At 64.3% G+C, this 12,325-nt stretch carries 10 protein-coding genes; all 10 read right to left on the bottom strand.

The genetic code is table 11. The annotated features are described in order from the left end of the window. Positions 1 to 94: 94 nt before the first annotated feature. The 10 genes from L0U81_RS02245 to L0U81_RS02200 all read right to left on the bottom strand — a co-directional run bounded on the left by L0U81_RS02245 (position 95) and on the right by L0U81_RS02200 (position 12,323). Positions 95 to 1,294: an acetyl-CoA C-acyltransferase gene (locus tag L0U81_RS02245; RefSeq protein WP_233799966.1), complete on the bottom strand. Its 1,200-nt coding sequence runs from the start codon at positions 1,292 to 1,294 to the stop codon at positions 95 to 97. 15 nt (positions 1,295 to 1,309) lie between these two features. Beyond that, positions 1,310 to 3,745 carry a 3-hydroxyacyl-CoA dehydrogenase/enoyl-CoA hydratase family protein gene (locus L0U81_RS02240; RefSeq protein WP_233799965.1) on the bottom strand — a complete coding sequence of 812 codons (2,436 nt, stop codon included), beginning with the start codon at positions 3,743 to 3,745 and terminating at the stop codon, positions 1,310 to 1,312. A 123-nt stretch (positions 3,746 to 3,868) separates the two neighbouring features. Further along, positions 3,869 to 5,656 (bottom strand): acyl-CoA dehydrogenase C-terminal domain-containing protein, encoded by a 1,788-nt coding sequence (locus L0U81_RS02235; RefSeq protein ID WP_233799964.1) that lies wholly within the window; start codon positions 5,654 to 5,656, stop codon positions 3,869 to 3,871. 98 nt (positions 5,657 to 5,754) lie between these two features. Next, the gene (locus L0U81_RS02230) at positions 5,755 to 6,354 is read right to left on the bottom strand and encodes a TetR/AcrR family transcriptional regulator (RefSeq protein WP_233799963.1); all 600 of its coding nucleotides are present in this window, start codon (positions 6,352 to 6,354) and stop codon (positions 5,755 to 5,757) included. 222 nt (positions 6,355 to 6,576) lie between these two features. Next, positions 6,577 to 7,836, bottom strand: coding sequence for a cardiolipin synthase ClsB (gene clsB, locus L0U81_RS02225; protein ID WP_233799962.1), 1,260 nt, complete (start codon positions 7,834 to 7,836; stop codon positions 6,577 to 6,579). Further along, positions 7,833 to 8,348 (bottom strand): dihydroneopterin triphosphate diphosphatase, encoded by a 516-nt coding sequence (nudB, locus tag L0U81_RS02220; RefSeq protein ID WP_233799961.1) that lies wholly within the window; start codon positions 8,346 to 8,348, stop codon positions 7,833 to 7,835. The genes clsB and nudB overlap by 4 nt, the downstream gene beginning before the upstream one ends. A 222-nt stretch (positions 8,349 to 8,570) precedes the next feature. Continuing rightward, positions 8,571 to 10,370: an aspartate--tRNA ligase gene (gene aspS / locus L0U81_RS02215; protein WP_233799960.1), complete on the bottom strand. Its 1,800-nt coding sequence runs from the start codon at positions 10,368 to 10,370 to the stop codon at positions 8,571 to 8,573. Between the two features lie 75 nt (positions 10,371 to 10,445). Continuing rightward, on the bottom strand, positions 10,446 to 11,102 hold the full coding sequence (locus L0U81_RS02210) for a DUF502 domain-containing protein (RefSeq protein WP_233799959.1): 657 nt from the start codon (positions 11,100 to 11,102) through the stop codon (positions 10,446 to 10,448). A gap of 75 nt (positions 11,103 to 11,177) precedes the next feature. Continuing rightward, positions 11,178 to 11,528, bottom strand: coding sequence for an FmdB family zinc ribbon protein (locus L0U81_RS02205; RefSeq protein WP_233799958.1), 351 nt, complete (start codon positions 11,526 to 11,528; stop codon positions 11,178 to 11,180). A gap of 171 nt (positions 11,529 to 11,699) precedes the next feature. Then, entirely contained in the window at positions 11,700 to 12,323 is a 624-nt protein-coding gene (locus L0U81_RS02200) for a TPMT family class I SAM-dependent methyltransferase (protein ID WP_233799957.1), read from the bottom strand. Positions 12,324 to 12,325: the final 2 nt, after the last annotated feature.

The raw sequence follows: 12,325 nt of genomic DNA, 5'->3' as shown, positions 1-12,325 counted from the left end.
GCTGAATGCAAAAACGGTTCGCGAGCCGGGCGGCCTGCGAACCGTTGCGCGATCCTTAGTGGATCACTGAAGGATCCCCCGTTCGATCAAAGGCTCACAGGCGCTCGATAATGCCTGCTGCGCCCATGCCGGTACCGACGCACATCGTCACCATGCCGTACTTATAGTTGCGGCGACGCAAGCCGTGCACCACCGTCGCCGCACGGATCGCGCCCGTCGCGCCGAGCGGATGGCCCAGCGCGATTGCGCCGCCGAGCGGGTTGATCTTCGACGTATCGAGACCGAGGTCCTGAATCACCGCGAGTGACTGCGCGGCGAACGCCTCGTTCAGCTCGATCCAGTCGAGGTCATCCTGCGTGAGACCCGCGGCCTTCAGCGCGGCCGGAATCGCTTCCTTCGGGCCGATGCCCATGATTTCCGGCGGCACGCCGCGCACCGCGAAGCTGACGAAGCGCGCGAGCGGCGTCAGGTTGAACTGCTTGAGGATCTTTTCCGATACGACGATCAGCGCGCCAGCGCCGTCCGAGGTCTGCGAGCTGTTGCCGGCCGTGACCGAGCCTTTGTTCGCGAACACCGCGCGCAGCTTCGCGAGCCCTTCCATCGACGTCTCCGCGCGCGGACCTTCGTCGAGCGACACCTCGCGCGTCTTCACGCTGATTTCGCCGGTGGCGAGATCGGGCACGCGGTCGGTCACCGTGTACGCGGCGATTTCGTCGTTGAATTCGCCGGCCTGCTGCGCGGCGATCGCGCGACGGTGCGATTCGACCGAGAACGCGTCCTGCGCTTCGCGGCTGATCTTCCAGCGCTCGGCGACCTTCTCCGCGGTCAGGCCCATGCCGTACGCGATGCCGACGTCTTCGTTGCGATCGAAGATATGCGGCGACAGCGACGGCTTGTTGCCCATCATCGGCACCATGCTCATCGATTCGCAGCCGCCCGCGATCATCGCATCCGCCTCGCCGACGCGGATGCGGTCCGCGGCCATCGCGAGCGCGGTCAGCCCCGACGCGCAGAAGCGGTTCACCGTGACGCCGCCGACCGTGTTCGGCAGACCGGCGAGCAGCGCGCCGATCCGCGCGACGTTCAGGCCCTGCTCCGCTTCCGGAATCGCGCAACCGACGATCGCGTCTTCGATCACGCTGGTGTCGAGGCCGGGCACCTGAGCGACGGCCGACTTGATCGCGTGAACCAGCAGCTCATCCGGGCGCGTGTTCCTGAACACGCCGCGCGGCGCCTTGCCGATCGGCGTACGGCTCGCGGCGACGATATATGCGTCCTGCAATTGCTTTGCCATTTCAATCTCCCCCGCTTAGTTGCGCACCGGCTTGCCGGTCTGCAGCATGCCCATGATCCGTTCCTGCGTCTTCTGCGTGCCGAGCAGTTCGACGAACGCACGACGCTCGAGTTGCAGCAGCCATTCTTCGTCGACGAGGCTGCCCGCTTCCACGTCGCCGCCACACACCGCTTCGGCGATGCGGCTCGCGATCAGGAAATCATGCTCGCTGATGAAGCGGCCGTCGCGCATGTTGACGAGCGACGCCTTGATCGTCGAGATCGCCGAGCGGCCCGCGACCGGCACCTGCGTCGCGCGCAGCGGCGCACGATAGCCCGCAGCGGCGAGCGCGCGCGCTTCCTTCTTCGCGACGTCGAGCAGTTCGAACACGTTGAAGACGATCGTGTCGGACGGCTTCAGGTAGCCCATCGCGCGGGCGTCGAGCGCGGAGGCCGACACCTTCGCCATCGCCGCGTTCTCGAACGACTTCTGCACGAACTTCAGCAGATCGTTCGTCGCGCCGACCTGGGTGGCCGCTTCGGCCGCGCGCAGTGCCGCTTCCTTCAGGCCGCCGCCCGCCGGCACGAGACCCACGCCGACTTCGACGAGACCCAGATAGCTTTCGATGTGCGCGACGCGCTTCGCGCTATGCAGCGCGAGTTCGCAGCCACCGCCGAGCGCGATGCCCGAGATCGCCGAGATCACCGGCACATTCGCGTACTTCACGCGCAGCATGCCCTGCTGGAATTTCTTCACGAACGGCTCGATGCCCTTCGCGCCGCCCATCATGAAGGCGGGCATCGCCTCCTCGAGGTTCGCGCCCGCCGAGAACGGACCGCCCGGCGTGCCGAGCTTCAGCGACGTCGGCTGCCACACCACGAGGCCCTTGTAGTCCTTTTCGGCCAGTTCGATCGCCTGCGTCAGACCGTCGATCACCGCCGGTCCGATCGTGTTCATCTTGCTCTTGAACGACACGATCAACACATCGTTCTCGCCCGCGCGATCGTCGACCCACGCGCGCACCGCATCGGTCTCGAACAGCGTCTTGCCATAGGTCTTCGGATCGGCACCGGTTTCGCCGACGAGCGGCGCGCGGAACACCTGCTTGCGGTACACGTCGAGCGACGAGCGCGGCACGAAGGACTTCGTGGCCGGCGACCACGAACCTTCAGCCGTGTGCACGCCGCCCTTCTCGGCGACCGCGCCTTCGAGCACCCACTGCGGCAGCGGCACGTTGGCGAGCGCCTTGCCCGCCGCGATGTCTTCCTGCACCCACTCGGCGACCTGCTTCCAGCCAGCCATCTGCCAGCCTTCGAACGGGCCTTCGTTCCAGCCGAAGCCCCAGCGGATCGCGAGATCGACGTCGCGCGCGTTATCGGCAATCGACTCCAGATGCACGGCGATGTAGTGATAGACGTCGCGGAAGATCGACCACAGGAACTGGGCCTGCGGATGTTGCGTTTCGCGCAGCAGCTTCAGACGCTCGGCGGCCGGGCGCTTGAGAATGCGGCCAATGATTTCGTCCGCCTTCGCGCCGCCGTCGACATACGCGCCCGAGTTCGGGTCGAGCACCTTGATCGCCTTGCCTTCCTTCCGGTAGAAGCCGCCGCCCGTCTTCTGGCCGAGTGCGCCCTTCTTCACCAGTTCGGCGAGCACGGCCGGCGTTTCGTAGACCGGGAAGAACGGATCGTCCGGCAGCGTGTCCTGCATCGTCTTGATCACGTGCGCCATCGTGTCGAGACCGACCACGTCGGCGGTGCGGAACGTCGCCGACTTCGCGCGGCCGAGACGCGCGCCGGTCAGGTCGTCCACTTCGTCGAAACGCAGGCCGAACTTCGCGGCTTCGGTGATGACCGCGAGGATCGAGAAAATACCGACGCGGTTCGCGATGAAGTTCGGCGTGTCTTTCGCGCGCACGACGCCCTTGCCGACCACGCTGGTCAGGAACGTTTCGAGCTGGTCGAGAATTTCGGGGCGCGTCGTCGCGGTCGGGATCAGTTCGACCAGATGCATGTAGCGCGGCGGATTGAAGAAGTGCACGCCGCAGAAGCGCGCCTTCAGGTCATCGGCGAAACCTTCGGACAGTGCGGTGATCGACAGACCCGACGTGTTGGTCGCGAAGATCGCGTTCGGGCCGATGTGCGGCGCGACCTTCTTGTAGAGGTCATGCTTCCAGTCCATCCGCTCGGCGATCGCTTCGATCACGACGTCGCATTCGGCGAGCTTCGCGATGTCGTCGTCGTAATTAGCGGGCTGGATGTATTGCGCGTCTTCCTTCACGCCGAACGGCGCCGGCGACAGCTTCTTCAGGTTCTCGATCGCCTTCAGCGCGATCCCGTTTTTCGGGCCTTCCTTGGCGGGCAGGTCGAACAGCAGCACGGGCACCTTGGCGTTGATCAGGTGCGCGGCGATCTGCGCGCCCATCACGCCGGCGCCGAGCACGGCTACCTTGCGAATGATCAGATTGCTCACGTCGTTTCTCCGGAGAGTTGTGCGGTGGCGCGAAGCGTCAGACATGCTTCGCGCGATGTGTTTGGCGTTGAGCGAGGCAGCGCGGTTTCGCTACCCACGGGCGCCTCGCTCGCGGGGTGAGCGTCAGAACAACGCTTCTTCGACGTCCATCATCGGCTTCGAACCCGCGCGCGCCTGGCGGATCGTCATGGCCGTTTCGGGCAGCAGCTTGGCGAAGTAGAAACGCGCGGTCGCAAGCTTCGCCTTGTAGAACGGATCGCCCGATGCCTCTTTGTCCAGCGCGATGCGCGCCATGCGCGCCCAGAAGTACGAGAACACCAGATGGCCGACCGTACGCAGATACGGCACGGCCGCGGCGCCGACTTCGTCCGGGTTCTGCATCGCCTTCATGCCGATTTCCATCGTCAGCTTCTGCACCTTTTCGCCGATGTCGGCCAGCGGGTTCACGAACTCCTGCATTTCCGGCTTGATGCCTTCAGCTTCGATGAACCCGGCGACGAGCTTGCCGAACTTCTTCATCTTCGCGCCCATGTCGCCGAGCACTTTACGGCCGAGCAGGTCGAGCGACTGGATGCCATTGGTGCCTTCGTAAATCATGTTGATGCGTGCGTCGCGCACGTACTGCTCCATGCCCCATTCGGCGATGAAGCCGTGGCCGCCGTAGATCTGCATCGCGTGATTGGTGCCCTCGAACGCGTTGTCCGACAGGAACGCCTTCAGGATCGGCGTGAGCAGCGCGACGAGGTCGGCGGCTTCCTTGCGCTCGGCTTCGTCCGCGTGCGACAGCTCCTTGTCGATCTGGAGCGCCGACCAGTAGGAGAACGCGCGGCCGGCTTCGGCGTAGGCCTTTTGGGTGAGCAGCATGCGACGCACGTCCGGATGCACGATGATCGGATCGGCCGCCTTCTCCGGCGCCTTCGGGCCGGTCAGCGAACGCATCTGCAGACGCTCTTTCGCGTACGTGAGCGAGTTCTGATACGCGACTTCGGTGAGGCCGAGGCTCTGCATGCCGACGCCGAGACGCGCGGCGTTCATCATCACGAACATCGCGTTCAGGCCTTTGTTCGGCTCGCCGACCATCCAGCCCTTCGCGTTGTCGAGATTGATCACGCAGGTCGCGTTGCCGTGAATGCCCATCTTGTGCTCGATCGAGCCGCACTTGACGCCGTTGCGCTCGCCGGGCTCGCCCGCTTCGTTCGGGACGAACTTCGGCACGATGAACAGCGAAATGCCCTTGGTGCCCTTCGGCGCATCCGGCAGACGCGCGAGCACCAGGTGAATGATGTTCTCCGCCATATCGTGCTCGCCGCTCGAGATGAAGATCTTCGTGCCGCTGATCGAGTACGAGCCGTCGCCGTTCGGTTCGGCCTTGGTGCGCAGAATGCCGAGGTCGGTGCCGCAATGCGGCTCGGTCAGGCACATCGTGCCGGTCCAGATACCCGCGACGAGTTTCGGCAGATAGCGCTGCTGCAGCTCCGGCGTGCCGTGCGCGTGCAGGCATTCGTACGCGCCGTGCGACAGGCCCGGATACATCGTCCACGCCTGATTCGCCGAGTTCAGCATTTCGTAGAGTGCGTTGTTGACGAACGCGGGCAGCCCCTGGCCGCCGTATTCCGGGTCGCAGCCAAGCGCCGGCCAGCCGGCTTCGACATATTGCTGATAGGCTTCCTTGAAGCCCTTCGGCGTGGTCACGACGCCGTCGCCGGCATACGTGCAGCCTTCCTGGTCGCCGCTTTGGTTGAGCGGGAACAGCACTTCGGAGCAGAACTTGCCGGCTTCTTCGAGCACCGCGTTGATCGTGTCGGCGTCGAGATCGGCGTGCTTCGGCATTTCCCGAAGTTCAGCCTCGACGTTGAGCAGTTCGTGCAACACGAATTGCATGTCGCGCAGCGGCGCGGCGTACTGTCCCATGACTCTCTCTCCCTAATTTGACAAAAAGCCAGGCCGTTGGCCGGGTCCGTGGACGGACCTTCTGCGCGGCGCGTTTCCGGCAAGTTCCGGCGACGCTGCTAACGGCTTTCGCTTTGATACGAATTAATCAGTTTTTCCAGTGCGGCCCACGTGAGACTCACCGCATCCGGCAGATGCAGGAAGCGCGCGTCGTGATGCAGGCCGAGCGTGACGCTATACAGTTCGAACAGCATCAGCTGCGGATCGGTATCGGCTCGCAGATGCCCTTCTTCCATCGCTTGCGAAATCGCGCGCGTGAGCGCCGCACGCCACATCGTCACGCTCGACACCAGCTGCTCGCGCACCTGGCTGTCCGCGCGATCGTCGTATTCCACGGCGCCGCTGATGTAGATACATCCGGTCGTGACTTCCTGGATGCGCTTCTCGATCCAGCGGGAAATCATCGCGCGCAAGCGCGGCAGACCGCGCGGCTCGCGCAAGCTCGGGAAGAACACCTCGTCCTCGAAACGGCGGTGATACTCGCGCACGACCTCGAGCTGCAGGTCCTCGCGCGACCCGAAATGCGCGAACACACCACTCTTGCTCATCTGCATGCGCTCGGCCAGCAGGCCAATGGTCAGACCTTCCAGTCCGTCTCGGCCTGCCAGATCGAGTGCTGCGTCAAGAATCGCGGCTCGGGTTTGTTCGCCTTTTCGCATAGCTGTTTTTTACCGTTCTAATGTGACCGAAATGAAAATCGAACGGCCGTACTATTATTGAGTGTTGCCGTCCGCGAAACAAGGACTTTATTAGAAACCGGTTTCTAACGGGTTTCCAATTTCGCGGGTTTCGACAATCAGATCAATCAGATTTTTAGAGGCGTTTGCCTTGAATCGATGGTTGCCGAGCGGCGCACCTGTGTTCTATTTCTTTGCCCGGTGCTAGTCGTAGCCGCCCACCGTCAGCAGCTTCATCGCGACGCGGTAGCTCGTGTACGCGATCCAGCTCAGCGCGCGCACCCGTGCCGGTCGCGATTCGTAGTGCGCTTCATCGATCGGACGCGCGTCGGCGAACGCGCCGAGAATCGCGTCGCGCAGTCTGGCAATCGCGGGATCGTTCACGAGCACCACGTTCGCTTCGTTGTTGAGCATCAGGCTGAGCGCATCGAGATTCGATGAGCCGACCGTGCCCCAGTTCGAATCGACCACCGCGACCTTGCCGTGCAGCAGCGTCTTCTCGTATTCGGCGATCTGCACGCCCGCGCGCAGCAGTGCGTTGTACAGGAACGGCACCGCGTAATCGAGCGCCCTGAACTCCTTGCGCCCGATGATCAGCTTCACGACCACCCCGCGCCGCGCCGCGAACACCAGCGCGCGCCGCAGCTTGCGCCCCGGCATGAAGTACGGATTGGCAAGCAGGATTTCGTGGCGCGCCTGGCCGATCGCGGCCAGGTAGGCCTTTTCGATCGCGCGGCGGTTGATCAGGTTGTCGCGCGCGACGAACGCGACGCACGGCTCGCCGCCCGCCCACAGCGCCTCGTTGCGGCGCCGCCGGCGCCGCCGCAGACTGCCGAGCGAGTTGGCGTCGTCCGGCGACAGGTCGGGCTTCATCGATTCGAGCGGCCGATGGCCGACACGAATCCGTCGCCACTGCACATCAATCGCATAGCGAACGTCCGCGACCACCGGCCCGCGCAACTCGACCGCGAAGTCCCAGCGGCGGTACGGCAGCTTCTCGCCGTTGTTCTCGTAATCGTCGACGATATTGATGCCACCGCAATATGCGATCTGATCGTCGATCACGGCGAGCTTGCGGTGCGTGCGCGAAAAGCCGAAGCGGCCGAACAGATGCGGGTTGTAGATCCGATGCTCGATGCCGCCAGCCGGCCATTGCTCGAACATCTTCAGGCGCGCGGTGCCGATGCCGTCGGTGATCACGCGCACCCTGACACCGCGCGCGGCCGCGCGCAGCAACGCCTCGCTGACCGCCTGGCCGGCTTCGTCGTCGGAGAAGATGTAGGTTTCGAGCGCGACATCGTGCTCGGCTGCGTCGATACGCCCGATCAGCGCGTCGAATAAATCGTCGCCGGAGCGCAGCAGCTCGACCTCGTTGTGACTGGTGAAGCGGTAGCGCTGCCAGTAGCGGCGGCCGAGCAACGCTTGCCGCAGTCGGGCGAAACGGCCTGAGCCGCCTGCACTCACTGGCCACGCTCCCCGGCCTGCGGGCCGGCTTGCGTGTCGACCGGGCGTGCGGCGAGCCGGCGCGGCAACTGCAGGATCGCATCGGCATTCGACGCCGAAAAGCAGCGCGATGCCGCCTCTTCATACGGTAGCCATATATAAGCGGTGTGTTCGCGCGGCGCGAGCGTCACGTCGATGCGCTCGGAGACCTGCAGGCTGAACCAGTGCTCGGTGTTGTAGAGCACGCCCGCTTCGTAGCGGTAGCGAAATTCCGGGTAGATCTCGTAGTCGATCGAGTACTGCCAGTCGAACAATGCGCTACGCGGCACCTGCGCGCCGCCGATCGTGATGCCGGTTTCCTCGCCGACTTCGCGCACCGCCGTGTCGGCGAGCGGTTCGTCGAGCTGGTCCTTCGAACCCGTCACCGACTGCCAGAACCCCGCATGATCGGCGCGCTCGATGAGCAGCACGTCGAGCGCGGGCGTATGAATGATGACGAGGACGGACTGCGGAATTTTCGGCGGTTTCGGCATGGCTCAAAACTGGGCGCGGCGATACGCGCGGTACATGTCGGATGACGGTCGAAAGAGTCTGGAAAGCGGTGGCTTCACTGTAACGCAAAAAGACAAAAAGGCGCTGAGGTGGAGATCACCTCAGCGCCTTTTCGTTGCGCTTGTGTAGATTTTTTTGCGGCCGCCGGCTCGATGGCCGGCACCTGCAAGACCGCTTGCCGGCCGCGCGAAGCGGCCGCGGCGTTACACCTTCGGTTCCGGCGTACGCAGACGGATGTGCAGCTCGCGCAGCTGACGCTCGTCGACTTCGCTCGGCGCCTGCGTGAGGAGATCTTGCGCGCGTTGCGTCTTCGGGAACGCGATCACGTCGCGGATCGAGTCGGCGCCGGCCATCATCGTGACGATGCGGTCCAGACCGAACGCGATACCGCCGTGCGGCGGCGCGCCGTATTGCAGCGCGTCGAGCAGGAAGCCGAACTTGGCCTGCGCTTCTTCCGCGTTGATCTTCAGCGCGCGGAACACCTTGCTCTGCACTTCCTCACGATAGATACGCACCGAGCCGCCGCCGATTTCCCAGCCGTTCAGCACCATGTCGTAGGCCTTCGCGAGGCAGCGCGCCGGGTCCGTTTCGAGGTACTCGAGGTGCTCGTCCTTCGGGCTCGTGAACGGGTGATGCGCGGCGACGTAGCGGTTGTCTTCCTCGTCGTATTCGAACATCGGGAAGTCGACAACCCACAGCGGCTTCCAGCCCGTCTCGACGAGACCGTTGGCCTTGCCGAATTCCGAATGACCGATTTTCAGACGCAGCGCGCCGAGGCTGTCGTTGACGACCTTCGCGCGATCCGCCGCGAAGAAGATGATGTCGCCGTCTTGCGCGCCGGTGCGCTCGATGATCGCCTTCAGCGCTTCGTCGTGCAGGTTCTTGACGATCGGGCTTTGCAGACCGTCACGGCCCTTCGCCGCCTCGTTGACCTTGATCCACGCGAGACCCTTTGCGCCATAGATGCGCACGAATTCCGTGTAGCTGTCGATGTCGCCACGCGACAGCTCGCCACCCTTCGGCACGCGCAGCGCCGCAACGCGGCCGTCTTTCGTGTTGGCCGGTGTGCTGAACACCTTGAAGTCGACGTCGCGCATCGCGTCGGTGAGCTCGGTGAATTCGAGCTTCACGCGCAGGTCCGGCTTGTCCGAACCGAAGCGACGCATCGCTTCCGCGTATTCCATGACCGGGAATTTCTCAGCGAGCTCGACGCCGATCGTCGTTTTGAACACGTGACGGATCATCGCCTCGAACAGATCGCGGATTTCCTGTTCCGACAGGAACGAGGTTTCGCAGTCGATCTGCGTGAATTCCGGCTGACGGTCGGCGCGCAGGTCTTCGTCGCGGAAGCACTTGGTGATCTGGTAGTAACGGTCGAAGTTCGCGACCATCAGCAGCTGCTTGAACAACTGCGGCGACTGCGGGAGCGCGAAGAACTGGCCCGGGTTCGTGCGCGACGGCACGAGGTAGTCGCGCGCGCCTTCCGGCGTGCTCTTCGTGAGCATCGGCGTTTCGATGTCGATGAAGCCCTGCTCGTCGAGGTACTTGCGCACTTCGATCGCCACGCGGTAGCGCAGGCGCAGGTTGTGCTGCATCTGCGGACGGCGCAGGTCGAGCACGCGATGCGTGAGGCGCGTGGTTTCCGACAGGTTGTCGTCATCGAGCTGGAACGGCGGCGTGACCGACGCGTTCAGCACGATCAGCTCGTGGCACAGCACTTCGATCTTGCCGCTCTTCAGCGAGGCGTTGGTCGTGCCTTCCGGGCGACCGCGCACGACGCCCTTGACCTGCACGCAGAACTCGTTGCGCACGCCTTCGGCGACCTTGAACATGTCCGCACGATCCGGATCGCAGACGACCTGAACGAGCCCTTCGCGATCACGCAGGTCGATGAAGATGACGCCGCCATGGTCGCGGCGGCGGCTTACCCAGCCGCACAGCGAGACAGATTGGCCCAGCAGTTCTTCGGTCACCAGACCGCAGTATTCAGATCTCATCGACATGATGTTTGTCTTTCGTTTTGCATTGGTTGAACGGCGCGCCGCAGACGATCCTGCATGAAGCGTAGCGCGCCGGCATTACAGCGGAGGCTCGACGGTGGTGCGGCGCACGGGCGCCGGCGGCGGCGCGGACGGCGCCACGACGCCCATCGAGACGATGTACTTGAGCGCAGCGTCGACCGTCATGTCGAGCTCGATCACTTCGCTTTTCGGCACCATCAGGAAGAAGCCTGACGTCGGGTTCGGCGTGGTCGGCACGTAGACGCTGACGTAGTCTTCTTTCAGATGGTTGACCACGTCGCCGCCCGGAATGCCGGTCAGAAACGCGATCGTATATGAACCACGGCGCGGGTACTCGATCAGCAGCGCCTTGCGGAATGCATTGCCGCTGCTCGACAGCAGCGTGTCGGACACCTGCTTGACACTGGTGTAGAGCGGGCCGACCACGGGAATGTGCGCGACCAGCAGTTCCCACCACTTCACGAGCTTCTGCCCAATGAAGTTCTGCGTCAACAGCCCCACGACGAAGATGAACGCGAGCGTGAGCACCGCGCCGAGGCCGGGCATTTTGTAGCCAATCGCGCGTTCCGGCTGCCACGAGGTGGGCAGCAGCAGCAGCGTCTGGTCCATCGTGCCGATGATCAGGCCGAGCACCCACAGTGTGATGGCCAGAGGCACCAGCACCAGCAGGCCGGTCAGAAACACCGATTTGAGCGTGGTTTTCTTTGTCGTCATGTGTACCGCCAGAAAGCTGCGCGGGCCATAGCCCATGCGCGGTAGATACGCCGCCCGCGCGGGGCGGCAGTCCCACTAGGCGCTGCCGGAACCGCTCGGGCTCGCGGCGGCGGGCGCTGCGGCAGGGGCCGCGGGCGCGGCCGGGGCAGCCGACGTAGCCGAGGCAGCCTGCGCAGCCGGTTCAGCAGCTGCAGCCGACTCGGACTTCGCTTCCGACGTGGCCGGCGCGCTCGCGCCGCCGTTGCCGCCGCGGAAATCGGTCACGTACCAGCCGGAGCCTTTCAACTGGAAGCCGGCGGCGGTGAGTTGTTTGCTAAAGGTGTCTTTTCCGCACTCGGGACACTGCGTCAACTGGGGGTCGCTCATCTTCTGGAGCACGTCCTTCCCGAAACCGCATGACCCGCATCGATAAGCGTAGATCGGCATGATCCTTTCCTACTCCAAATCCCTACTGAAATCTTGTAAACGCTTGCAAAGCCTTGAATTATAGCCGCAAACGATGTCCGTTCCCCGGATTTCGGGAAGCGCACGCACGACGCGCCCGCCACCGAGCCAGATGGGGGCAACCGGTGGACCTCTCAAGAGCGGCTCGGGTCGTTACCCGCGACGCCGCCAGGTGAGCCAGCGCTCATGTCCGGCGAATACGGCGATCGAGTCGGTCACCGCTTCGTCTTCGATCAGCTCGAAGTGCGGCGCGAGCAGCGCGTCGAGTTCGCCGCGCTCGATGCCGAACGGCGGTCCCTTCGGCGTAGAGCCAATAAAAAAGAATCCTGCGAGCAACGCGCCGGCCGGCAGCAGCCCGGCCATGCGCTGCGCGTAGTCGGCGCGGCGCGCCGGCGGCAGCGCGCAGAAGAACGCGCGCTCATAGATCCACGCCGGTGCGAACGGCGGAGCGTAGGTGAAGAAATCCGCCTGCTCGACGAGCGCTGCGTGCTGCGCGCCGAGCTGCGCGTGCGCCGCAGCGACGGCGGCCGGCGAAAAGTCGATCGCGCGTACCGGGTTGCCCTGGCGTGCGAGCCAGACCGCTTCGTACGCGCTGCCGCAGCCAGGAATCAGCACGGCGGCGTCACGGTGGCGTTCGGCGAACGCGCGAAACGCGGACGGCACGCCCGCCTGATCCCATGGTGTGAAGTGGCGCTCGAAGCGCTCGTCCCAGAACTCGGGCGAGTTGGGATCGCGGTTCGCGAAATCGGGTACGGGGGGTTGGGTCGGATCGCTCATTG

Source organism: Paraburkholderia sp. HP33-1, from assembly GCF_021390595.1.
Classification (GTDB): Bacteria; Pseudomonadota; Gammaproteobacteria; order Burkholderiales; family Burkholderiaceae; genus Paraburkholderia.
Note: the sequence above shows the minus strand (reverse complement) of the source record. Positions and strands in the feature narration are given on the sequence as shown.

Coding starts and splice junctions, on each gene's coding strand:
- L0U81_RS02205 (WP_233799958.1), bottom strand. CDS start 11,528: ATGCCGATCTACGCTTATCGATGCGGGTCATGCGGTTTCGGGAAGGAC.
- L0U81_RS02235 (WP_233799964.1), bottom strand. CDS start 5,656: ATGGGACAGTACGCCGCGCCGCTGCGCGACATGCAATTCGTGTTGCAC.
- nudB (WP_233799961.1), bottom strand. CDS start 8,348: ATGCCGAAACCGCCGAAAATTCCGCAGTCCGTCCTCGTCATCATTCAT.
- aspS (WP_233799960.1), bottom strand. CDS start 10,370: ATGTCGATGAGATCTGAATACTGCGGTCTGGTGACCGAAGAACTGCTG.
- L0U81_RS02230 (WP_233799963.1), bottom strand. CDS start 6,354: ATGCGAAAAGGCGAACAAACCCGAGCCGCGATTCTTGACGCAGCACTC.
- L0U81_RS02200 (WP_233799957.1), bottom strand. CDS start 12,323: ATGAGCGATCCGACCCAACCCCCCGTACCCGATTTCGCGAACCGCGAT.
- L0U81_RS02245 (WP_233799966.1), bottom strand. CDS start 1,294: ATGGCAAAGCAATTGCAGGACGCATATATCGTCGCCGCGAGCCGTACG.
- L0U81_RS02210 (WP_233799959.1), bottom strand. CDS start 11,102: ATGACGACAAAGAAAACCACGCTCAAATCGGTGTTTCTGACCGGCCTG.